This window comes from Enterobacter sp. RHBSTW-00901, assembly GCF_014103115.1.
GTDB lineage: Bacteria > Pseudomonadota > Gammaproteobacteria > Enterobacterales > Enterobacteriaceae > Enterobacter > Enterobacter cloacae_P.
The window spans coordinates 583,180-605,723 of sequence record NZ_JABXPB010000001.1 but is presented as its reverse complement, the minus strand read 5'-3'; the positions used below and the strand labels follow the sequence as shown (position 1 = coordinate 605,723).

Below are 22,544 nucleotides of genomic sequence, written 5' to 3'. Positions count from 1 at the left end.
GACGTGTGTCCAGGTTTGAGTGAAAAGGAAATTTATGTTTCGTCAGTGGTTAGCGTTAGTGATTATCGTGCTGGTTTATATTCCGGTGGCGATTGACGCGACGGTACTGCATGTTGCTGTGCCGACATTGAGTATGACGCTGGGAGCCAGCGGTAACGAATTATTGTGGATCATCGATATTTATTCGCTGGTCATGGCCGGAATGGTGCTGCCAATGGGCGCGCTGGGCGACCGCATTGGTTTTAAGCGGCTGTTAATGATTGGCAGCACGTTGTTTGGCGTATCATCGCTGGCGGCAGCATTAGCGCCCTCGGCGGGCTGGCTTATTGCGGCGCGCGCCTCGCTGGCGATTGGTGCGGCCATGATCATCCCGGCTACGCTTGCGGGGATCCGCACCTTGTTCGTCAACGCCCGGGATCGCAATATCGCGCTCGGCGTCTGGGCGGCGGTGGGTTCTGGTGGCGCTGCTTTTGGTCCATTGATTGGCGGTATGCTGCTGGAGCATTTTTACTGGGGATCGGTATTTTTGATCAACGTACCGATCGTACTGGTCGTTGTCTCGCTGGCCGCGCGTTTTGTTCCGCGCCAGCAAGGACGACCTGAACAGCCATTGAATATTAGCCATGCAATCATGCTGATTGTGGCCATTTTGCTGCTGGTCTACAGCGCAAAAACGGCGCTGAAGGGGGCACTTTCTCCGTGGCTGGTGGTGGGGACGCTGCTCACCGGTGCGGTGATGCTGTTTATCTTCGTGCGTATTCAACTGCGTGCCCGCGTGCCGATGATTGATATGCGCCTGTTCTGTCACCGTATTATTTTAAGCGGCGTGGTGATGGCGATGACCGCGATGATTGCGCTGGTTGGGTTTGAGCTGCTGATGGCACAAGAGCTGCAGTTCGTTCATGGCTTCACGCCGTTTGAAGCCGGGATGTTTATGTTGCCATTGATGGTTGCGAGTGGGTTCAGTGGCCCAATTGCTGGCGCGCTGGTCGGGCATCTGGGGCTGCGCACCGTCGCTGCCGGGGGGATGGGACTGAGTGCCGTGAGCTTTATTGGGCTGTCGATGCTCGATTTCAGCACCCAACAGTGGCAGGCGTGGAGCCTGATGGTGCTGCTCGGCTTTAGCGCCGCCAGCGCGCTGCTGGCATCCACCTCGGCAATTATGGCGGCCGCACCAAAAGAGAAGGCCGCTGCCGCAGGGGCAATTGAAACCATGTCTTATGAGCTGGGGGCAGGGCTTGGGATCGCCATTTTCGGTCTGCTGTTAACCCGCAGTTTCTCAGCGTCGATTGCGCTGCCACAGGGGCTGGATACATCGCTGGTCGACCAGGCGTCCTCATCAATTGGTGAAGCGGTGAAGGTGGCGCAGGATCTTGCTCCAGACACGGCAGACGCACTGATCGCGGCGGCAAAATCCGCGTTTATCACGTCACACAGCATTGCGTTGGGCAGTGCAGGGGGCATGTTGTTGATACTGGCGGTCGGAATTTGGTTTAGCCTGGCAAAAGTGGCTAAGCAGTAAAGACAAGCCCGGCGACGAGCCCTTTGAAAACGGGCTACGCCGCATGCAAAGGGATAACTGCCTACGACGCAAGCAGGCAGCCTTTATCCAGCGCTTCAATCTCAGTGCCGCTGAAACGGGCATATTGTCCGGTCAAGCGCCAGAACGCGGGTTGCGTTTCGGTGTAAATTTCAGCGGCCAGTACCAGACGTCGTCTCTCATCTTCGCTCATTTCCAGCAACGTCCAGGGAATAAAGTACCGCGCCGTTGAAGTCAGTTCGAGCCACAAAGGGCAACCACATCCCGGGCAAAACCAGCGTTCACCGCGTGCGGATGACGAGAAATGGGAAGGTGCGATGGAGCCTTGCTCAACAAGGGGTTTTCCCTGTGCTTCCAGGTACATACCGATACCACCAGACCATTTCTGGCACAGCGTGCAGTGACAGGCGTAGACGTCGAAATCATTGAGGCTTACGCTGAACTGACTCATCCCACATAAGCAGCGTCCTTTAAAAATATGCATGGCGTTCTCCTTTATTACGCCAGTAAAACTGGTATAAAAAAAGCCAGCCACGAGGGCTGGCCTTTTCAGACTGACAAATCTTAGAACTGGTAGGTCAGGCCTACAGCTACGATGTTGTCGGTAGTCACGCCAGCAGCTTTGGTGAATTTGTTGTCATCAAGCAGGTTGATTTTGTAATCAACATAGGTGGACATGTTTTTGTTGAAGTAGTAAGTCGTGCCCAGATCGATGTACTCAACCAGATCCTGGTCGCCGTAAGTACCGATGTCTTTACCTTTGGATTTCAGGTAAGCGATGGATGGACGCAGACCGAAGTCGAACTGGTACTGTGCAACCACTTCGAAGTTCTGAGCTTTGTTCGCGATATAACCGTCACCGAAGTTGGTCATGTTGCGGGTTTCAGAGTAGGTGGTTGCCAGGTAGATGCTGTTCGCATCATATTTCAGGCCCGTTGCCCACACTTCAGCGTTCTCACCACCAGCGTTCATGGTGTCAATTACGCGACCAGCACTAACCTGCTTGTCAGTACGGTCAGATTTCGCATAGGTTGCACCCACGCCGAAACCGTTCATTTCGTAGGTAGAAGACAGACCCCAGCCGTCGCCGTTCGCTTCGGTGATGTCAGCACGGTCGTTTTTACCCTGGTACTGAGCAGCAATGTTCAGACCGTCAACCAGACCGAAGAAATCGCTGTTACGGTAGGTTGCAACGCCAGTGGTACGCTGAGTCATGAAGGCGTCAGACTGGGTCCAGGTATCGCCACCGAATTCTGGCAGAACGTCAGTCCATGCGCCGATGTCGTAAGCCACACCGTAGTTACGACCGTAGTCGATAGAACCGAATTCGTTGAATTTCAGACCCGCGAATGCCAGACGAGTTTTGTTGCCGTCAGCACCCTGAGATTCAGAACGGTTGCCTTTGAACTCATATTCCCACTGGCCGTAACCGGTCATCTGGTCGTTGATCTGAGTTTCACCTTTGAAGCCCAGACGAACGTAAGTTTTGTCGCCGTCGTCGCCAGTAGCATCAGAGAAATAGTGCAGACCAGTTACTTTACCGTACAGATCCAGCTTGTTACCGTCTTTGTTAAATACTTCAGCAGCGTTTACAACGCCAGCTGCCAGCATAGAAGTTACTGCCACTGCAACTAATTTAAGTTTCATCTTAAATAATCCTTATAATTTTCTTTAGGTATTCCTGAACCATTATTGAACGATTTTTAAACGAGGCCGCTCGTCAATGGCATGCTATTTTTAAAAATCTTGTATCCCCCTTTCAATAATAAGTTTCAAAATATTAGCAATAATTTCAATTAGTGTGATCGGGATCGAAAAAATTGCCGAAAAATGCACTGATTTGGTTATCATTTAACCAAATAATGATTGTTTTACAGACATGACAATTAATGAAAATATAGTTTTTTAGTGGTTTAGTTTTTCTTTGTAATTATTGTTGTTTTCGTGGGGTTTGTGATAGCTGAGATGAGAATGATGACGTTAAAACAGTGTGTTACGGTGATCTTCGGGGTAATTCTTCTCCGGATTTACTGAAATATCCAGAAATAAACTATTGCAATAAGTGCTATATACATCGTAAATATTTGCAGGGAAGTAGTCACGTTACGTTGTCAGTTTGTGTCAATTAATGCATTTCAGAATTTACGTGACAAGGGAATATAAACAAAATTTTCCGGCGTCCTCCATCGTCCTGATAAATATTCTGACACCCGATCACACTTTAAATTTAGGTTAGTTTTTGCCGGGCAGAAACACGCCCGGCACGGGTTATTTTCGCGTGGCAAACCAGCACAGCAGTGACCCGGCGCAGACCATCAGAGCACCTTGCCAGAAGGCGAATGACAGTGGGGCGCTCAGTAATACACTCGCCAGCGCAGCCGATAATACCGGGGTAAAATAAGAAACAGCAGCCAGTACAGTAACGTTGCCGTGGAGAATACCGATATTCCACGAGGCATAGCCAAACCCCAGTGCCACACCACACATGAATAACTTCACAACCACCGGGATACTGAACACCATTTCAGGTTGATCGCTTACCGCGTATTTCACCCACAGACTGAGCGCCGTAAGCAAAACAAAGAGGGTGATACCGTTTTGCCCTTTGGCAAATTTGCTGGTCACGGTGCAGTAGGCCGCCCAGATAAATGCACCGGCAAACGCCAGCGCATAACTGAGCGGATTAGAGATAACGTTGCGGACTATTTCATCCACGTGGAGCCCGTTCTCCCCCCCTAATACCCAGCCCACCCCAAGTAGCGAGATAGCTAATCCGGGGATCACCCACAGGGTTGATTTTTGACCGTTGAACAAAATCGCAAACACAATGGTCAGGCTAGGCCACAGATAATTAACCATCCCGACCTCAATGGCCTGAGAACGCGTTGCGGCATATCCGAGCGACAGCGCAAGGCAAATTTCGTAGGTGACAAACAAGACGCTACCCGCAATAAGATAACGTGGAGAGAAACGTCGAATATCAGGAAAACCAACCGTTACCAGACACAATAACCCGCTCAGGGTGTATATCATCGCCGCGCCGCCCACTGGCCCCAGTCCCTCACTCACGCTGCGAATGAGTCCAACCATTGTGCTCCATAACAGGATTGCTGCCAGACCAATGAGCGTTGCTCTTTTTCTGTCCATTACCTTGCCATCACCATCAATATCAAAGGGAAAATGTATAGCATTAATCCGCCGTGTATCGCGAATTATTCCGTTAACCGCTTAATCATAAAGGGGTATTTAAATTCACCAGGGGTGACTATTAAGGGGGCGAAGACTGGCGACCTTGATTTGACGCAAAAAAATCAGGGGCTTTGCTGTTAGTTTGCGGCGCGAAGTCTTATCAGATAACGAGGACAACAATGGACGTCAGCCGCAGACAATTTTTTAAAATCTGCGCGGGCGGTATGGCCGGAACCACAGCCGCGATGCTGGGATTTGCTCCCAAAATGGCGCTGGCTCAGGCGCGCAACTATAAACTGTTGCGAGCCAAAGAGATCCGTAACACCTGCACATACTGCTCCGTAGGTTGTGGGCTTTTAATGTATAGCCTGGGCGATGGCGCGAAGAACGCCAGAGAAGCGATTTATCATATCGAAGGAGATCCGGATCATCCGGTGAGCCGTGGGGCGTTATGCCCGAAAGGAGCCGGTTTGCTGGACTACGTCCACAGTGAAAACCGTCTGCGTTACCCGGAATACCGTGCGCCAGGTTCCGACAAGTGGCAGCGAATCTCCTGGGGCGACGCGTTCTCCCGGATAGCCAAACTGATGAAGGCCGACCGCGATGCCAACTTTATGGTGAAGAACGCCCAGGGCGTGACGGTTAACCGCTGGCTTTCCACCGGGATGCTCTGTGCCTCTGCGGCAAGTAATGAAACCGGCATGCTGACGCAAAAATTTGTGCGCTCACTCGGCATGCTGGCGGTAGACAACCAGGCACGCGTCTGACACGGACCAACGGTAGCAAGTCTTGCTCCAACATTTGGTCGCGGTGCGATGACCAACCACTGGGTTGATATCAAAAACGCCAACGTCGTGATGGTGATGGGCGGCAACGCCGCTGAAGCACATCCGGTGGGATTCCGCTGGGCGATGGAAGCGAAAAACAACAACGATGCGACGCTTATCGTCGTCGATCCGCGCTTTACGCGTACGGCATCGGTGGCCGATATCTATGCACCAATCCGCTCCGGTACGGACATAACGTTCCTGTCTGGCGTGCTGTTGTACCTGATCGAAAATAACAAAATTAACGCGGAATACGTTAAACACTACACCAACGCGAATCTGCTGGTGCGGGATGACTTTGCCTTCGATGACGGTCTGTTCAGCGGTTATGACGCACAAAAACGTCAGTACGATAAATCGTCCTGGAACTATCAGTTCGATGAGAACGGCTATGCGAAACGCGATGAAACCCTGACCGATCCGCGCTGCGTGTGGAACCTGCTGAAACAGCACGTTTCCCGCTATACGCCGGATGTGGTGGAGAACATCTGCGGTACGCCGAAAGCGGACTTCCTCAAAGTGTGTGAAGTGCTGGCTTCCACCAGTGCGGCGGACAGAACCACCACGTTCCTGTATGCGCTGGGCTGGACGCAGCACACCGTGGGCGCGCAGAACATCCGTACGATGGCGATGATCCAGTTGCTGCTTGGCAACATGGGTATGGCGGGTGGTGGCGTGAATGCGCTGCGTGGTCACTCCAACATCCAGGGATTGACCGATCTGGGGCTGCTTTCCACCAGTTTGCCGGGTTATCTGACGCTGCCGTCAGAAAAACAGACTGATTTCCAGACCTGGCTCACGGCGAATACGCCAAAAGCCACGCTGGCCGATCAGGTGAACTACTGGAGTAACTATCCGAAGTTCGCCGTCAGCCTGATGAAATCTTTCTACGGCGATGATGCGCGCAAAGAGAACGACTGGGGCTTTGAATGGTTGCCAAAATGGGATCAGTCTTACGACGTCATCAAGTATTTCAACATGATGGATAAGGGTAACGTCACGGGCTATATCTGCCAGGGCTTTAACCCGGTGGCCTCGTTCCCGGACAAAAACAAGGTGGTGCGCAGCCTGAGTCAGCTGAAGTACATGGTGGTTATCGACCCGCTGGTGACTGAAACCTCCACGTTCTGGCAGAACCACGGTGAATCAAACGATGTCGATCCGGCATCGATTCAGACCGAAGTGTTCCGTCTGCCGTCGACCTGTTTTGCCGAAGAAGACGGTTCTATTGCTAACTCTGGCCGTTGGTTGCAGTGGCACTGGAAAGGTCAGGATGCACCGGGTGAAGCGCGTACCGACGGCGAGATCCTGGCCGGGATTTACCATCGTCTGCGCGAGATGTACCGCACCGAAGGCGGCAAAGGTGCTGAACCACTGCTGAAGATGAGCTGGGACTACAAACAGCCTGATCACCCGGAGTCCGAAGAGGTGGCCAAAGAGAACAACGGCGTGGCGCTGGCGGATCTCTATGATGCCAGCGGTAACCTTGTGGCGAAAAAAGGCCAGTTGCTGAGCAGCTTCGCGCTGCTGCGCGATGACGGTACGACGGCATCTTCCTGCTGGATCTACGCCGGTAGCTGGACGGAGCAGGGTAACCAGATGGCCAACCGCGACAACGCTGACCCGTCAGGTCTGGGCAATACGCTGGGCTGGGCATGGGCGTGGCCGCTGAACCGCCGCGTGCTGTACAACCGCGCCTCAGCGGATATCAACGGTAAGCCGTGGGATCCGAAACGCATGTTGATCCAGTGGAACGGGTCGAAGTGGGCGGGTAACGATATCCCGGACTTCAACACCGCCGCGCCGGGCAGTGCGACCGGGCCGTTTATCATGCAGCCGGAAGGGCTGGGGCGTCTGTTTGCTCTCGATAAGCTGGCGGAAGGGCCATTCCCGGAACACTACGAACCGATGGAAACGCCACTGGGCACTAACCCGCTGCACCCGAACGTGATCTCCAGCCCGGTGGTGCGTATCTACGAGGACGACGTGCTGCGTTTAGGCAAGAAGGATAAGTTCCCGTATGTGGGGACGACCTATCGCCTGACCGAGCATTTCCACACCTGGACTAAGCACGCGCGGCTTAACGCCATCGCCCAGCCGGAACAGTTTGTGGAAATCAGCGAAACGCTGGCGAAAGCGAAAGGGATTGCTAACGGCGACCGCGTGAAGGTCAGCAGCAAGCGCGGCTTTATTCGCGCGGTTGCGGTAGTGACCCGCCGTCTGCAGTCGCTGAACGTTCATGGTCAGCAGGTGGAAACGGTGGGTATTCCGCTGCACTGGGGCTTTGAAGGTGTGGCGCAGAAAGGCTACATCGCCAATACCCTGACGCCAAACGTCGGCGATTCCAACTCGCAGACGCCGGAGTATAAAGCGTTTCTGGTCAACATCGAGAAAGCGTAAGGAGCGAATAAATGGCGATGGAAACACAAGACATTATTAAGCGCTCCGCGACCAATCCGATCACGCCCGCACCTCGTGTGCGGGACGACAAGGCTGAAGTCGCAAAGCTAATCGATGTCTCTTCCTGCGTGGGCTGCAAGGCCTGCCAGGTGGCCTGTTCTGAGTGGAATGACATCCGCGACGACGTGGGGCACTGCGTGGGGGTTTACGATAACCCGGCGGATCTGAGCGCCAAATCCTGGACGGTGATGCGCTTTAGCGAAACCGACCAGAACGGCAAGCTGGAATGGCTGATCCGCAAAGACGGCTGTATGCACTGTGAAGACCCGGGCTGCCTCAAGGCATGTCCGTCTGCCGGGGCAATTATTCAGTACGCCAACGGGATTGTCGATTTTCAGCAGGACAACTGTATTGGCTGCGGCTACTGCATCGCGGGCTGTCCGTTTAACATTCCGCGACTCAATAAAGAGGATAACCGGGTATACAAATGCACCCTGTGTGTGGATCGCGTCAGCGTGGGACAGGAGCCTGCCTGTGTGAAGACCTGTCCGACCGGGGCCATCCACTTCGGCACCAAAAGGGAGATGCTGGAGGTGGCGCAGCAGCGCGTGGATAAACTGAAAGCACGCGGTTACGAAAATGCAGGCATTTATAACCCGCAGGGCGTGGGCGGTACGCACGTGATGTATGTACTGCACCATAACGACCAGCCGGAGTTGTACCACAATCTGCCGAAAGATCCGGCGATCGATACCTCGATCAACCTGTGGAAAGGGGCGCTTAAACCGCTCTCTGCCGCGGGCTTTATCGCCACCTTTGCCGGGTTGATTTATCACTACATCGGTATCGGGCCAAACAAAGAGGTAGATGACGACGAGGAGGAGCATCATGAGTAAGTCGAAGATGATTGTGCGCACGAAGTTTATCGACCGCGCCTGTCACTGGACGGTGGTGATCTGCTTCTTTCTGGTGGCGGTTTCGGGGATTTCGTTCTTCTTCCCGACGCTACAGTGGCTGACTGAAACGTTTGGTACGCCGCAAATGGGACGAATTCTGCACCCGTTCTTCGGTGTACTGATTTTCGTGGTGCTGATGTTTATGTTTGTGCGCTTCGTGCACCACAACATCCCGGATAAGCAGGATATTCCGTGGGTCAAAGGCATCGTCGAAGTCCTGAAAGGGAACGAACATAACGTTGCGAAAGTGGGCAAATACAACGCCGGGCAGAAGATGATGTTCTGGAGCATCATGAGCATGATTTTTGTGCTGCTGGTGACCGGGGTGATTATCTGGCGTCCGTACTTTGCGCACTATTTCCCGATTCAGGTGATTCGTTATGCGCTGCTGATCCACGCGACGTCGGCCATTATTCTGATCCACGCCATCCTGATCCATATGTATATGGCGTTCTGGGTGAAAGGATCGATTAAAGGGATGATTGAAGGAAAGGTGAGCCGCCGCTGGGCGCAGAAACACCATCCACGCTGGTACCGTGATGTTGAACGTCTTGAAGCGAAACAAGACAGTACGGAAGGCATAAAGTAAGCCCTGCGCCGTCGGCGTTGACCGACGGCGCTTCGCTTGCGTGGGCCATTAACGCGTCAATACAGCAGACTCCCGGCCATATCAGAACCGCTCGTCAACATAGCGGAACGGATATTTTGTAGGTTTTACCTTGCCAATTTTTCGCTTCGGTAATTCAACGGGCTCAACGTGCATCGCTTTATAGGGGATCTGCGTGAGCAGGTGAGAGATAATATTCAGCCGCACACGTTTTTTATCTTCCGAGCGCGCCACAAACCACGGTGCCCATGCGGTGTCAGTGGCGGAAAACATCGCGTCTCGTGCCACGGTATATTCGTCCCACATGTTGAAAGACTTAATGTCCATCGGGGACAGTTTCCAGATTTTGCGTCCGTCGTTGATACGATCGCGCAGTCGGCGTTCCTGCTCTTTCGGCGTGACCTCAAGCCAGTACTTCACCAGAATGATCCCCGCATCGACCATTGCTTTCTCCATAACAGGCGTACCGTCGAGAAATTTTTCTACCTGCTCCGGGGTACAGAATCCCATGACTCGTTCGACGCCTGCACGGTTGTACCAGCTACGGTCGAAAATGACGATCTCTCCCGCTGCAGGCAGGTGGGGAACGTAGCGCTGGAAATAGAGCTGGGTTTTCTCTTTCTCGGTGGGCGCGGGGAGTGCCACAACGCGAAATACGCGCGGGCTGACACGCTCGGTTATCGCTTTGATGGTTCCGCCTTTACCGGCTCCGTCACGCCCTTCGAACACAATACACACTTTCAAACCTTTAGCGACCACCCACTGCTGAAGCTTAACCAGTTCAACATGAAGACGGCGCAACTCTTGCTCATACACTTTCGTTTTCAGGGGGGCATTTTTAACGACATCAGCAACGACACTGGCTTTCTTCTTACTGACCATAATTGTCATCCTCTTGTTGTCCTGCCGCGGGGAAGGAGCTGTATTTGAAGTGTAATCTATCTGTATTAATGGATTAACGTGTCAGAGAGGCGATTTGAACTGGCTCACCATACAAGATTATTCAATAATGGCTGTTGCGAACGTTTAACAAGTGGTTGTTGTATGAAAAAGACAATTTTTTCGTTGGCACTTGGCACATTTGGCCTGGGGATGGCTGAATTTGGCATTATGGGTGTGTTGACGGAACTGGCGCATGATACCGGGATTTCAATTCCCTCCGCCGGGAATATGATTTCGTTTTACGCCTTCGGTGTCGTAATAGGTGCGCCGGTTGTGGCGCTGTTTTCCAGTAAGTTCTCACTAAAATCGACGCTGCTGTTCCTGGTGGCCATGTGCGCGGTCGGAAATGCGATTTTTACCTTCTCATCATCGTATCTCTGGCTGGCAACAGGACGTTTGATTTCGGGTTTTCCGCACGGAGCCATTTTTGGCGTCGGGGCGATCATTCTTTCCAAAATTGCACCGCCGGGTAAGGTAACGGTCGCCGTTGCGGGCATGATTGCCGGTATGACCGTAGCCAATCTGGTGGGTGTTCCGCTGGGGACGTGGCTGGGGCATGAGTGCAACTGGCGCTATACCTTTATGCTGATTGCCATATTTGATGCGCTGGTGATCTTTTCGGTGCTGATGTGGGTGCCGAAAATTCACGATAAATCAGAAACCAAATTGACCGCGCAGTTCCATTTTCTGACGAAACCGGAACCCTGGCTGATTTTCGCCGCCACCATGTTTGGCAATGCCGGTGTGTTTGCGTGGTTCAGTTTCGTTAAGCCGTTTATGGTTAACGTCTCTGGTTTCTCCGAAGGGGTGATGACCGTCATTATGATGCTGATGGGCCTCGGGATGGTGCTGGGTAACCTGCTGAGCGGCAAATTGTCTGGCCGTTTTAGCCCACTGCGCATTGCGGCAACGACCGATCTGGTGATTGTGGCCTCACTGTTGTCGCTTTTCGCCTTTGGCGAACAGAAAACCGCCTCACTGGTGATGGGGTTTATCTGCTGCGCCGGGCTGTTTGCACTCTCCGCACCGCTGCAAATTTTGCTACTGCAAAATGCCAAAGGGGGCGAGATGCTGGGGGCTGCCGGGGGACAGATGGCGTTTAATCTGGGCAGTGCGATTGGCGCGTATTTTGGCGGGATGATGATTACGCTCGGATATAGCTGGAGTTATATCACGTTACCGGCGGCCATTTTGTCTTTCTCCGCCATGACTTCGCTGTTGATTTACGGCCATTTGAGCGCCAGAAAACGTCAGGCCAACGCGCGTGCGCTAGCCTGATCTGGCCCGGCGGAGACTGCCGCCGGGCGCAGACGTTAAAGCTGTGCTTCTATTGCCTCAATCTCTTTACGCCATTGCGCCTGCAGCTGCGGCTTTTGATGTTTCGGCTTACGCGCGACATCCTCCGCAAGCAGCGTTTCCAGTGCAATCAGCCGTTCAAGCAGATCGTCCGACAGTGCCGGGGCGTTTTCCACCGGCGGTGATGACTCAGCCTGGTATGTCAGGCCTGCACTTTCACGCAGCCTTTCGAATACGGCTTCGGCATCATGCCACTCGCTCAGCATGCCATCCTCAATCAACCAGAAGCGGTTACAGCTTTGGCTAATCAACTGACGATCGTGGCTGACCAGCAGCACACCACCTTCAAACTGTTGCAGAGTGTCGGCCAGCGCTTCTTTGCCCTCCATATCCAGATGGTTGGTCGGTTCATCCAGCATCAGCAGGCTATAACGGGCAAGCGTCAGCCCAACAAACAGCAGGCGAGAACGCTCGCCGCCGCTGAGCGTGTTGACCTTTTGTCCGTGACGCGCCCACGGGAACCCGGCACCGATCAGCGCCATCTTGCGATTCTGCGGATCGGGTGCAAAAGGCTCCAGTGCATCAAACAGCGAGGTATCGTCCGGCAGCTGGTTCAGCGTCTGATCGTAATAACCTGGCGAGACACGCGGATGGATTTTCAGCCTGGCGTCCGTTAGCGCATCGGTAAAATGTCGCCAGATAAGTTTCATCAACGACGATTTACCGCAGCCGTTACGCCCGACGATCGCCACCCGATCGCCACTTTTCAGCCTGGCAATGTCGACATTAAACAGATCCGGCAGCCTTGGAGCGGGCGGAACACCGAGACGTTCCATCTCCAGCAGACGGTCGGCCCGCAGCGCGTCGCCCCGCAGGGTTAATGTCCACTGACTGCCTACGGTGACTTCCGTCTGGTTCTCTTTCAGCCGCTCGACCTGTTTTTCCATCTGTTTGGCTTTGCGGGCAAGATCTTCGTTGTCGTAGACCTTGCCCCAGGTTGCCAGCCGTTTGGCGCTGGTCGTGATGCGGTCGATTTCCTTTTGTTCAGCCTTATGGCGTTGCGCATCGCTTTCGTCTTTTGCGACCAGCGCCTTGCGCGCCGCCGAGCAGGGAAGCGCAAAGTAGTGCAACGTCTTATCGCGCAGGATCCAGCTACCGTTAGTGACGGCGTCCAGCAGTTGTCTGTCGTGCGAGACCAGCACAAAGCTGCCAGACCAGCGCTGTAGAAATTGTTCCAGCCAGAGCATCGTTGGCAAATCGAGATGGTTGCTCGGCTCATCAAGCAGGAGCAGATCGGGATCGCTAATAAGCGCTCTTGCCAGCAGAAGACGCGTATGTTGGCCACCGCTCAATGTGGCCGATTGTAATGCCATATCCTCTGGTGTGAAGCCCATTCCGGCCAGTAGGGTTTCTGCTTTCCAGCGCAGGTTGTCTCGTTCAGCAGACGACAGTTGTGCCAGCACCGCATCCAGCATAGTCAGCGGATAAATGGCGTCCGGCAGATGTTGCTCAACGCGCGCCATCAGGCAGTGCCCGGCCAGCGCCACCGTTCCGGCAGCAGGGGAGTTTGTGCCGTCCAGGATCTTTAACAGCGTACTTTTGCCGCAGCCGTTATCACCCAGCAGACCAATGCGGTCGCCTTTTTTCAGCGTAAAGGAGAGGGCGTCGAAGAGCGTGCCAAACGCCGTATCAACACGTAAAGATTGTGCAGTGAGTAAAGTGCTCATTATTGCTTACCCAGGAGTTACAGGCATGTTTATGCCTCGTCAAACATCGCTGACGATAACTCAGTAAGCCCGAGAGAAGGGATTTCAGGGGTTGGTGTCTTCGCTCAAGCCGAAGTTATCGCAGCACGATATCGATAACGCCTGAGCAGGTGCGATCACCAAGTGTATGTGAAACATTGAAAATTTCACAGTACAGCATAATTGGCCTCCTTATATATTCAGTGGGTTAATGGATGAAAGGAGTGTAGCGGGGGAAAGAGGATTTAGCCAGAGGGAGAAGGCCAGACGGTGCAGTCTGGTGCCCTCACTCCAACCCTCTCCCACAGGGGAGGAAGTCAAAAAAATTGAACAAAGAGTGAGATAATTTAATTATAAACACGTTGATTTCAATTCCGGTGTTAGAGATTTCAGAAGATGAAGCATATATAGGCGAACGATTTCTTAGTTTTGACGAACTGGCTTTTCTGTTGAAAGAAACTCAGAATGTTTTTTCATCCCGATGTAGCTGTTTTCATACAGCTAATCTTTTTCTGCGGGGGGCAGTGTCCTTGTGAAATACTGGTTTTGCAAAAAATAAGCGCTTTTTAAATGGGAAAATAAACCACATGAGTTAATGAAGTTCTAAATCAGTTATTCAACAGTAATCATCATCACCAAGAATGATATGCAGCATATGATTCCTGGTGATGATAATTTAATTTTTCGTTACTTTTCCCCACGCAATAAATGTGATTCACCCCTCAATTCTCTTATGTAAAATGTATATTATCTTACAGTTAAAATGGTACTTAATTATTAGCTGCTCAGCTAACGGGAATTGAATGCATGGAGAATGTCAAATTTAAATAATACTGTTAATTAAGGATGATATCATGGCGAGAGGATATTTTTTGACTGTGGGCTGTCAAACAACATGTGGTGGCTCAATCATTACAGGTTATGCGGGACATTCATTATCAGGGCAACGTACAGCCAGAAATGGAGATAAATACATATGTGGAGTTGATAAACAAGTTCATACCATTTTGGGCGGAATTCCGTTCTATTCTATAGATGGTGTAGCAGCAGGTACTTTGCATAGCCGGGGAAGTTGTGATTGTAAATGTGAATTTATCCCCTCTGATTATTCGATGTCCTATGGTGATGAGCCTGTATCCAGACCTCAAAGACTTCAATCGTCCATACCAACCCCGATAGCACCAAAACCGACGTCAGAACCAACTTTCTCTCCTCAGCCACCAGCAGCCACACCTCCAAAACCAATTTCCCCTGTGCCAATGAAAGAGAAAGAACAGCGCGAATCAGTAGATGCCGGGTATTGTATACTCCCATATGGAAGCCACACCCGAGCATATGACCCCTATCTGTTTCTAAATCCACCAAATGGCGTGCGCGAACTGTATCTTTCATTGAACGGTGAAGATAAACAGTATAAAGCCGGTTCTATCCTGCTCATTGTTGACCCGGAGAAGCAGGACGAGAAACAAATAGCGCACTTGCAAGCTGCGAAGGAACGAATTGATACAGCCCTGGCCCCGCTTTCACATCAGCAAGCGCGATTTCTGTTTAAAAATAAAGATACCATTGAAATGTTTGCAGCCGCTGCCAGTAAAACCAGCGAAATTTACGGGTACTCAGGACAGGTCACAGAAGCAGCAAAGGGATATTTCCAGCAGGTTGAAAATATCCTTGTCAGTATCGAGAAATCCTATCAAAACCACTACATCACCAGCGGCGCGTTGATCAGTGAGCAGTTTTACGTTGAGCGCCGTCAGTTGCTTGGTCAGCTTGATAGCGTCCTTAAAATGTTCTCAAAGCACCGTTTCATGTTCAATGAATATACCGACCTCAAAAAATCACTTGGACTCTCAACCCATGCAATTACCCATCGCTGGAATGAAACAGGGGTAAGCGATATCGAAGGTTATGCGACTCACATCGAGAAGCTGGCGAAGTATGTCAAGTTAATGGAAACTGCCGGGAAGATTGGCGTTGGCCTGGCTGCATTAGATACAGCATCGAAAATTACAGAAGCCTGTGCCCTGGGCAGAGATTGTGCTAAAACTGCCTTTACATCTATTGGGGAATTTTCCGGTAGCCTGGCTGGAGGATACATAGCTGAACAAATAGTAGAAAGAGGGGCATCAGGAGCAATATGCTCCCTTGTGTTAGGTGCAGCTACGTTTGAAGCTGGAGGTGCAGGGGCTTTACTCTGTACTATTGGTGTTGCAGGGGGTATAGGTTGGGGGAGTGAGGCGGTTTTATCCTCTGATGGAGAAAAATTAGGCAAACGACTTTATGAGATCACAAACGATGATTAAAGTAAGCGATTTGATATTTATCACCTTCAGTTTACTAGGCTTTTTTCTTATTTGTTGTAGTTTTATCTTATCTGCATTGAATCGGAAAAGATATGACGAAATTTGTATTTTATATAAAGAAAAACACGGTAGTTTGCCAGAGGCTATTACGCTTTTCAAAGACTCTGATAAAAACATGTTGAATATACTATATTTTAATTATGGATATGCAGTAAAAAGACAATTTATAATGATGCCAATCTTAAGTAATAAGAATTCAATTCACATGCCAGATGTTGATAAAGAATTTATCCGTGGATTACCCAAACATCTTATTAGACCATTCTTAATAGAGCATTATCTTGCAATAATTGGAGCAATTCTTATAGTTGTGGGTTTGGCTTTAATGAAAATTATTCATCATATTAATCTATGAATATATTGAAAATATCTCTAAAATAATAAAAACAAGCCCTTGGTGGGCTTGTTTTTATCCTAAAAAGTATCATTCCCTCAACAAACATCACTCATTCTGATAATTTACTTATTGAACTCTGTCACGAACATTAAATTGGATGTCTATATTCTAATTATTGAAATGTTTGAACGTTTCAAGAGAGATCAATCTACATAAATAAGGATATATTGATGGTAAACAGGGTTCATTGCCGTGTTGATGATCGACTCATTCACGGACGTAAGATGCCCCCACAAATGGCGACATTTGCAATTCTTATGCAAGCCATAGCGCAGCGGCGATTTTCTTGCCGGGAGCCCGGGTTGCCAGGGCGGTGGCGGTGAACCGCCCTGGCACGTTCACCTGTGTCGTCGTTACAGAGCAGCAATCAACATAAAGTGAACGGAATGACCACCGCTGCCTTATGTTCCCCCTCACCCCAGCCCTCTCCCTCAAGGGAGAGGGGGTATTCTGTGCCAATCTGTAATTTGTGGGGAACCCGGAGAGAGGGCCGTCCGTAACCGTAGTTAAATCGAGGTACGACGATAGCTGCGGTATTCCGGCATCCAGAAGTTATCATCAATGGCTTGCTGCAATGCATCGGCAGAGGTTTTGATTGCCACACCTTGCTGTTGCGCCATCTTGCCTACTGCAAACGCAATAGCGCGAGACACTTTGTGGATGTCCTTCAGCTCCGGCAATACCAGACCTTCACCGTTGTTAACCAACGGAGAGTATTTCGCCAGCGTTTCACTCGCGGACATCAGCATTTCGTCGGTAATGCGTGACGCCCCGGAAGCGATAACACCCAATCCAATACCCGGGAAGATATAGGAGTTGTTGCACTGGGCAATGGGGTAGGTCTTGTCTTTCCACACCACCGGATCAAACGGACTGCCGGTGGCAACCAGCGCGTTACCTTCGGTCCAGGCGATGATGTCCTGCGGCGTGGCTTCCACGCGGGAGGTTGGGTTAGACAGCGGCATCACGATAGGGCGTTCGCAGTGCTTGTGCATTTCGCGAATAATCTCTTCGGTGAAGAGACCGGTCTGCCCGGAAACGCCGATCAGAATATCCGGCTTCACGTTGCGCACCACGTCCAGCAGGGAGAGCACCTCGTTGTCGGTATCCCAGTTTTTCAGGTTGTCGCGCTTTTGCACCAGCTTAGTCTGGAACGGCAGCAGATTTGGCATGCCGTCGGTCAACAGACCGAAACGGTCAACCATAAAGACGCGGGAGCGGGCCAGTTCTTCGCTCAGGCCTTCGCGCTGCGTCTGGGCAATAATCTGCTCGGCAATACCGCAACCCGCAGAGCCTGCACCGAGGAAGACGATTTTTTGGTAGCTCAACTGGCTACCTGCCGCACGGCTGGCAGCGATCAGCGTACCGACCGTCACGGCTGCAGTGCCCTGGATATCGTCATTGAACGAGCAGATCTCATCGCGATAGCGGTTCAGCAGCGGCATCGCGTTCTTCTGCGCAAAGTCTTCAAACTGCAACAGCACGTCCGGCCAGCGCTGTTTCACGGCCTGAATGAAATCGTCGACAAACTGATAGTACTCGTCGTCGGTAATACGCGGATGACGCCAGCCCATGTACAGCGGGTCGTTCAGCAATTGCTGGTTGTTCGTGCCCACATCCAGTACCACTGGCAGGGTGTACGCCGGGCTGATACCGCCGCAGGCGGTGTAGAGGGAAAGCTTACCGATGGGGATCCCCATCCCGCCAATACCCTGGTCACCGAGACCCAGAATACGTTCGCCGTCAGTCACCACGATCACTTTAATGTTGTGATTTGGCACGTTCTGCAGAATATCGTCCATGTTGTGACGGTTCTGATAAGAGATGAACACGCCACGGGAACGACGATAAATCTCAGAGAAACGCTCACAGGCCGCACCGACCGTCGGGGTGTAGATCACCGGCATCATCTCTTCGAGATGGTTTTGCACCAGGCGGTAGAAGAGGGTTTCGTTGGTGTCCTGGATGTTACGCAGGTAGATGTGCTTATCGATTTCAGTTTTGAAACCCTGATACTGGATCCAGGCACGTTCTGCCTGTTCTTCGATGGTTTCAACCACTTCTGGCAGCAGGCCAAGCAGGTTAAAGCTGCTGCGCTCTTCCATGCTGAAGGCACTGCCTTTGTTCAGCAGGGGGAATTCAAGTAAAACCGGCCCGGCATACGGGATATATAAGGAACGATGTTTTTTCAGTTTGTTGTCCATGTCACTCACTCTTTTTTTGAAGATCCGTCCCTGACACTGCTGTTTGTCATCTTTCTGGCCTGTGCTGCGGGGTTCGGTCGGGAGGTATTATAAAGGAGCTAAATGTTAATTACCGCAACACATAAAAAAAACACCATCGGTTTTGCCGATGGTGTTGCAGATCTTTTACCGGGACTTACTTGCCTGCGTGGCGTTTTCTGCCGGTAGCGTGGGTGACCTGCGTTTCGATGTCGCCCTCAATCACCACTTTGCGCTGGTTTGAAAGCTTGTAGTTCAGCCCCAGAATATGGCGTGCCTGACGGTTCGATTTCATGTTAACTCCTCAATCCTGTTGATAGTTTTAAGGACAAGTTCACTTTCGTGAACGAAATGTAACCCCTTAGGTTGCCCATCAAGCGTAGCAGGTTTTCAGCTTACCATTTCATTTCACCGGTATTCACTTTGGCGCTCAGCTCCAGCGAGCTGGCTTCAGCAAGGTTAGGCCACTGTTTTTTCATGCTGGCGATCACCCCTGCAGAATCTTTATGTTCAGCCAGCGCGTGTTCGAACTGCTGCAGATACTGGCGGGTAAAGTCGATAGCGCCGGTTCCTGCCGGAGGTGTACCGAGATAATGGCCCGGGATCACGCGCTCTGGCTGGTGGGCTGCCATGTCATCCAGCGTTTGCTGCCACTGCTTGCGGCTTGCCTGGGTCTGGGTATCCGCCGTCCAGACGTGAATACCCCAGGAGACGCCGGTGCCGCCGAGGATTGTTTTTGCCGACGGGATCCACACGTATGCGGCGTAGCTGTTCGCCTGTTCGATATCAATTTTCTCGCCATCAACCATGAACGTTGTGGAGGCCAGAACCTGCGGCACAACCAGCTCCGTTGGCGCACCGTCTTTCATCTGCGGTCCCCAGAATGCGAGTTTGGCGTCTTTGGTGGCCTTGATGTGGTCAACCACCGGCTGAGTGGCCACGACTTTGGCATTCGGGAACGCTTTGACCAGTGGCTGCAGGCCAAAATAAAAATCTGGATCGCCGGAGGTGATCACAATCTTATTCAGCGTTTTACCGCTGTGGCGGATTTTTTCCACCAGCGCTTCACCATCCTTTACGCTGAACTGCGCGTCAAACAGAACGGCTTCTTTCGGCCCGGAAACCAGCGTGGAAGAGACAGCAAAAATGCCTTTCTCCTGTGGGTTATAGGTATCAATGGTTAACGGTGCAGCAAAAACGGCTGGGGTAAAAAGGGTACACAGCACTGCAAGGCGGGTGATTTTCATTCTGTTGTCTCTGTTCTTCAGGAAAGTCTCTATTGTACCGATCTCTTCATTTGCCAGAATTCCTGAAACAAGACATGCTTTGTTTCATAAATCGAGCAAATGGAGCTTTATATGGATCGCGTTATTGCCGCTCAGGTCTACAACCGTATTTGTGAGCTGGGGAGTTTGAGTGCCGCCGCGCGTGCGCTGGGGATCTCCCGTCCAATGGTCAGTCGCTATCTGGAACAAATGGAAAAGTGGGCGGGGACGCGGCTGGTCAACCGCTCGACGCGCAAGCTGACGCTGACCGCCGCAGGGGAAAAAGTGCTGCAAAAAACACGCACGCTTTCACAAATCTCGCAGGAAATTGAAGATCAGTCGGCGAAAGATTTACCCTCCGGCACGCTGCGGGTGGCCTGCGCGCATTTTACTGCCATGCATATGATTGCCCCGGTGCTGCCCGGTCTGCTTTCCAGATACCCGCAGTTGCGTGTAGAGCTGGATGTGAACAACCATCCGGTAAGCCTGGTGGGCGAGCGTATTGATGTGGCGATTCGCATCACCGATAACCCGGAACCCGGCATGATTGCCCGCAGACTGGGGGAGTGCCGCTCCGTTTTGTGTGCCTCACCTGCGTATCTGGCAACGCACGGTACCCCCGACAGTGCTGACGATCTGGCGCAACATAATTGCCTGCATTACAGCTTTTTTGCCGGACAGTCCTGGCATTTCCTGACGCCGGAGGGCGAGAACCTGAGCGTGGCCGTGAGTGGCAATCTCAGCGCCAGCATCTCGTCGTTATTGATGGAGGCGGCGGTGAATCACTGCGGGATAGCCATGCTCCCGGAACGGGAAGCACAGACTGCACTTGAACGAGGGGAACTGGTGCCCGTGCTGACGACGTTAAAACCTAAGCCCCTTGCTATTTATGGTATTTATCAATCCCGTGAATATCAGCCCGCCGCGCTGCGCGTATTTCTTGACGAACTGGCCCGTAACCTGGCGGATCCATGAGGGGCGACTCTCATCAAGCGCCGGGTGTAAGCCCGGCAGGGAATACCTCTCCAAGCCATGCAATAAACACCCTCAGGCGATGCGTCAGGTGCCGGTTCTGCGGATAGACCACATGAAAAGGGTATGCCTTCGGACGCCAGTCATGAAGGATCTCAACCAATGTTCCTGCGGTTAAGTGGTGCTGGATTGAGTAACCAAACGTCTGAATAATGCCTAACCCCGCCACCGCCGCAGCCAGGTGGGCATTACTTTCGTTCACGCCAAGATAGTGTGGTACACGGATCTCCTGTTCTTCGCCATTTTCTCTGAAGCGAAAAGGAAAAGCGCGTCCTGTCACAGGTGAAAGGTAGCTAACGAGCTTATGACCGTTGCGTAGCTCCTGTGGATAAGCCGGAACGCCGTGATTTTTCAGATATTCCAGTGTTGCACAGGTGACCATTTCGGCGTCACCAATGTGTCGGGCAATAAGGGTTGAGTCATCAAGGGGACCTCCACGGATCACGCAGTCCACATTACCGCTGATCAAATCAACGGGGCGGTCGGCCACGCCGAGATCAATGCGGATATCCGGATAACGCTGCATAAAGTCCGGGAGCAGAGGGATCAACACATCACGGGCGGTTGAGCCACCAACATCAACGCGCAAATGACCTTTTGGTGTACTGCGCGATACGCGAAACGAGGTATCAATTTCCTCGATGTCAATCAGCACGCGCAGCGCTTTTTCATAGTATTCCGCGCCCTCCGGCGTCGTGACCACGCGGCGGGTGGTTCGGTGTAATAGCCTTATCTCCAGATGAATTTCAAGCGATTTCACCAGTTTGCTCAGGGTGGCTATCGGCATGTTCAGGGAATCTGCTGCCCGGGTAAAACTCCCGGATTCCACTACGCGTGTAAACGCGCGCATCGCCATTAACTGATCCACGCTTTTCCCCTCTGATTATTTCTCTGTGTAAATAGTCATTTTCATTTTTGCCCATTTTTCGCCAATCCCGCAAGGGATAAAGTCTGTTCAACGCAAGCGACAGTTCGCTTGCATCTTAAATCACGTAACAGAAGGTGAATGACATGAACACGACTTTCTCAGGCAAAATCGCACTGGTCACGGGGGGTAGCACAGGTATTGGTCTTGCCACGGCGCAGGAGCTGGCGGCACAGGGTGCGAAGGTATACATCACCGGGCGTCGTCAGGCGGAGCTGGACGCGGCGGTGGCGGAAATTGGCTCGGCGGCGGTAGGTATTCGTGCGGATGTTGCTAAACTCTCCGATCTGGATCGGATCTATGCCCAGATAGCACAAGAAGAAGGGCGTCTTGATATTCTGTTCGCCAATGCGGGTGGTGGTGACATGCTGCCGCTGGGCGCAATCACCGAAGAGCAGTTTGACCGTATTTTTGGTACCAATGTCCGCGGCGTGCTGTTCACGGTACAAAAAGCGCTGCCTCTGTTATCAACCGGGTCGTCCATTATCCTGACCGGATCGACGGTTTCCATTAAGGGGACGGCGAACTTTAGCGTGTACAGTGCCAGTAAAGCCGCCGTGCGCAACTTTGCCCGTTCCTGGGCGCTGGATTTGCAGGGCCGTGGCATTCGCGTCAACGTCGTTAGCCCGGGTCCGGTCAAAACGCCGGGGCTTGGCGACCTGGTGGCGGAAGAACATCGTCAGGGGTTGTATGATGCTCTGGCTGCACAGGTACCACTGGGTCGTTTAGGTGCGCCGGGGGAAGTGGGTAAAGCGGTCGCGTTTCTGGCTTCGGATGCCGCGAGTTTTATCAATGCTACCGAGCTGTTTGTTGATGGCGGGATGGCGCAAATTTGAGG

Annotated in this window: 18 protein-coding genes; 9 read left to right on the top strand and 9 right to left on the bottom strand. The window is 52.0% G+C overall.

The features are described from left to right. Positions 1-34: 34 nt before the first annotated feature. Positions 35-1,522 (top strand): MFS transporter, encoded by a 1,488-nt coding sequence (locus tag HV318_RS02995; protein ID WP_182271489.1) that lies wholly within the window; start codon positions 35-37, stop codon positions 1,520-1,522. Between the two features lie 61 nt (positions 1,523-1,583). Here the strand turns inward: HV318_RS02995 and HV318_RS02990 are convergent, their stop codons facing one another. The 3 genes from HV318_RS02990 to yddG all read right to left on the bottom strand — a co-directional run bounded on the left by HV318_RS02990 (position 1,584) and on the right by yddG (position 4,687). Continuing rightward, positions 1,584-2,024 carry a GFA family protein gene (locus HV318_RS02990; protein ID WP_395122705.1) on the bottom strand — a complete coding sequence of 147 codons (441 nt, stop codon included), beginning with the start codon at positions 2,022-2,024 and terminating at the stop codon, positions 1,584-1,586. Between the two features lie 80 nt (positions 2,025-2,104). Beyond that, the gene (locus HV318_RS02985) at positions 2,105-3,187 is read right to left on the bottom strand and encodes a porin OmpC (protein WP_182271488.1); all 1,083 of its coding nucleotides are present in this window, start codon (positions 3,185-3,187) and stop codon (positions 2,105-2,107) included. Positions 3,188-3,808: 621 nt separating this feature from the next. Continuing rightward, entirely contained in the window at positions 3,809-4,687 is an 879-nt protein-coding gene (gene yddG, locus HV318_RS02980; protein WP_182271487.1) for an aromatic amino acid DMT transporter YddG, read from the bottom strand. Between the two features lie 221 nt (positions 4,688-4,908). Here yddG and fdnG point away from each other — a divergent pair, with 221 nt between their 5' ends. The 3 genes from fdnG to fdnI are packed head-to-tail and all read left to right on the top strand — an operon-like array spanning position 4,909 to position 9,501. Next, positions 4,909-7,956 carry a formate dehydrogenase-N subunit alpha gene (gene fdnG, locus HV318_RS02975; protein WP_182271486.1) on the top strand — a complete coding sequence of 1,016 codons (3,048 nt, stop codon included), beginning with the start codon at positions 4,909-4,911 and terminating at the stop codon, positions 7,954-7,956. Between the two features lie 11 nt (positions 7,957-7,967). Then, the gene (fdxH, locus tag HV318_RS02970) at positions 7,968-8,852 is read left to right on the top strand and encodes a formate dehydrogenase subunit beta (protein WP_182271485.1); all 885 of its coding nucleotides are present in this window, start codon (positions 7,968-7,970) and stop codon (positions 8,850-8,852) included. Then, the gene (fdnI, locus tag HV318_RS02965; protein ID WP_182271484.1) at positions 8,845-9,501 is read left to right on the top strand and encodes a formate dehydrogenase-N subunit gamma; all 657 of its coding nucleotides are present in this window, start codon (positions 8,845-8,847) and stop codon (positions 9,499-9,501) included. Before fdxH ends, fdnI begins: the two co-directional genes overlap by 8 nt. Positions 9,502-9,582: 81 nt before the next feature. Here the strand turns inward: fdnI and ppk2 are convergent, their stop codons facing one another. Then, positions 9,583-10,401, bottom strand: a complete 819-nt coding sequence (ppk2, locus tag HV318_RS02960; RefSeq protein WP_182274516.1) for a polyphosphate kinase 2 — start codon at positions 10,399-10,401, stop codon at positions 9,583-9,585. A 162-nt stretch (positions 10,402-10,563) separates the two neighbouring features. Between ppk2 and araJ the strand changes: the two genes are divergently transcribed. Continuing rightward, on the top strand, positions 10,564-11,739 hold the full coding sequence (gene araJ / locus HV318_RS02955; RefSeq protein WP_182271483.1) for an MFS transporter AraJ: 1,176 nt from the start codon (positions 10,564-10,566) through the stop codon (positions 11,737-11,739). 35 nt (positions 11,740-11,774) lie between these two features. Here araJ and HV318_RS02950 read toward each other — a convergent pair whose 3' ends face one another. After that, entirely contained in the window at positions 11,775-13,484 is a 1,710-nt protein-coding gene (locus HV318_RS02950) for an ABC-F family ATP-binding cassette domain-containing protein (protein WP_182271482.1), read from the bottom strand. 872 nt (positions 13,485-14,356) lie between these two features. On the opposite strand from HV318_RS02950, the gene HV318_RS02945 reads away from it, so the two are divergent. Both HV318_RS02945 and HV318_RS02940 read left to right on the top strand, forming a co-directional pair. Continuing rightward, positions 14,357-15,805 carry a PAAR domain-containing protein gene (locus HV318_RS02945; protein WP_182271481.1) on the top strand — a complete coding sequence of 483 codons (1,449 nt, stop codon included), beginning with the start codon at positions 14,357-14,359 and terminating at the stop codon, positions 15,803-15,805. Continuing rightward, entirely contained in the window at positions 15,798-16,220 is a 423-nt protein-coding gene (locus HV318_RS02940) for a hypothetical protein (RefSeq protein WP_182271480.1), read from the top strand. The genes HV318_RS02945 and HV318_RS02940 overlap by 8 nt, the downstream gene beginning before the upstream one ends. A gap of 548 nt (positions 16,221-16,768) precedes the next feature. Here the strand turns inward: HV318_RS02940 and HV318_RS02935 are convergent. From HV318_RS02935 to HV318_RS02925, 3 genes are all read right to left on the bottom strand, one after another. Beyond that, a complete protein-coding gene (locus tag HV318_RS02935) occupies positions 16,769-18,466 on the bottom strand; it encodes an NAD-dependent malic enzyme (protein WP_182271479.1) in 1,698 nt (565 codons plus the stop codon). A gap of 175 nt (positions 18,467-18,641) precedes the next feature. Beyond that, on the bottom strand, positions 18,642-18,779 hold the full coding sequence (gene sra / locus HV318_RS02930) for a stationary-phase-induced ribosome-associated protein (RefSeq protein WP_182271478.1): 138 nt from the start codon (positions 18,777-18,779) through the stop codon (positions 18,642-18,644). A gap of 100 nt (positions 18,780-18,879) precedes the next feature. After that, positions 18,880-19,731 carry a Vmh family MBL fold metallo-hydrolase gene (locus tag HV318_RS02925; RefSeq protein ID WP_182271477.1) on the bottom strand — a complete coding sequence of 284 codons (852 nt, stop codon included), beginning with the start codon at positions 19,729-19,731 and terminating at the stop codon, positions 18,880-18,882. Between the two features lie 111 nt (positions 19,732-19,842). Between HV318_RS02925 and HV318_RS02920 the strand changes: the two genes are divergently transcribed. After that, the gene (locus HV318_RS02920) at positions 19,843-20,724 is read left to right on the top strand and encodes a LysR family transcriptional regulator (RefSeq protein ID WP_182271476.1); all 882 of its coding nucleotides are present in this window, start codon (positions 19,843-19,845) and stop codon (positions 20,722-20,724) included. 13 nt (positions 20,725-20,737) lie between these two features. Here HV318_RS02920 and HV318_RS02915 read toward each other — a convergent pair whose 3' ends face one another. Then, positions 20,738-21,649, bottom strand: a complete 912-nt coding sequence (locus HV318_RS02915) for a LysR family transcriptional regulator (protein WP_182271475.1) — start codon at positions 21,647-21,649, stop codon at positions 20,738-20,740. 143 nt (positions 21,650-21,792) lie between these two features. Here HV318_RS02915 and HV318_RS02910 point away from each other — a divergent pair, with 143 nt between their 5' ends. Further along, entirely contained in the window at positions 21,793-22,542 is a 750-nt protein-coding gene (locus HV318_RS02910; RefSeq protein ID WP_182271474.1) for an SDR family NAD(P)-dependent oxidoreductase, read from the top strand. Positions 22,543-22,544 lie beyond the last annotated feature (2 nt).

What these genes read in the sequence shown, in the direction of transcription:
- HV318_RS02990 (WP_395122705.1), bottom strand. Translation starts at nt 2,024, where the DNA reads ATGCATATTTTTAAAGGACGCTGCTTATGTGGGATGAGTCAGTTCAGC.
- fdxH (WP_182271485.1), top strand. Translation starts at nt 7,968, where the DNA reads ATGGCGATGGAAACACAAGACATTATTAAGCGCTCCGCGACCAATCCG.
- HV318_RS02935 (WP_182271479.1), bottom strand. Translation starts at nt 18,466, where the DNA reads ATGGACAACAAACTGAAAAAACATCGTTCCTTATATATCCCGTATGCC.
- HV318_RS02940 (WP_182271480.1), top strand. Translation starts at nt 15,798, where the DNA reads ATGATTAAAGTAAGCGATTTGATATTTATCACCTTCAGTTTACTAGGC.
- HV318_RS02995 (WP_182271489.1), top strand. Translation starts at nt 35, where the DNA reads ATGTTTCGTCAGTGGTTAGCGTTAGTGATTATCGTGCTGGTTTATATT.
- HV318_RS02945 (WP_182271481.1), top strand. Translation starts at nt 14,357, where the DNA reads ATGGCGAGAGGATATTTTTTGACTGTGGGCTGTCAAACAACATGTGGT.
- HV318_RS02910 (WP_182271474.1), top strand. Translation starts at nt 21,793, where the DNA reads ATGAACACGACTTTCTCAGGCAAAATCGCACTGGTCACGGGGGGTAGC.
- yddG (WP_182271487.1), bottom strand. Translation starts at nt 4,687, where the DNA reads ATGGACAGAAAAAGAGCAACGCTCATTGGTCTGGCAGCAATCCTGTTA.
- ppk2 (WP_182274516.1), bottom strand. Translation starts at nt 10,401, where the DNA reads ATGGTCAGTAAGAAGAAAGCCAGTGTCGTTGCTGATGTCGTTAAAAAT.
- sra (WP_182271478.1), bottom strand. Translation starts at nt 18,779, where the DNA reads ATGAAATCGAACCGTCAGGCACGCCATATTCTGGGGCTGAACTACAAG.
- HV318_RS02925 (WP_182271477.1), bottom strand. Translation starts at nt 19,731, where the DNA reads ATGAAAATCACCCGCCTTGCAGTGCTGTGTACCCTTTTTACCCCAGCC.
- HV318_RS02950 (WP_182271482.1), bottom strand. Translation starts at nt 13,484, where the DNA reads ATGAGCACTTTACTCACTGCACAATCTTTACGTGTTGATACGGCGTTT.
- araJ (WP_182271483.1), top strand. Translation starts at nt 10,564, where the DNA reads ATGAAAAAGACAATTTTTTCGTTGGCACTTGGCACATTTGGCCTGGGG.
- HV318_RS02985 (WP_182271488.1), bottom strand. Translation starts at nt 3,187, where the DNA reads ATGAAACTTAAATTAGTTGCAGTGGCAGTAACTTCTATGCTGGCAGCT.
- fdnI (WP_182271484.1), top strand. Translation starts at nt 8,845, where the DNA reads ATGAGTAAGTCGAAGATGATTGTGCGCACGAAGTTTATCGACCGCGCC.
- HV318_RS02920 (WP_182271476.1), top strand. Translation starts at nt 19,843, where the DNA reads ATGGATCGCGTTATTGCCGCTCAGGTCTACAACCGTATTTGTGAGCTG.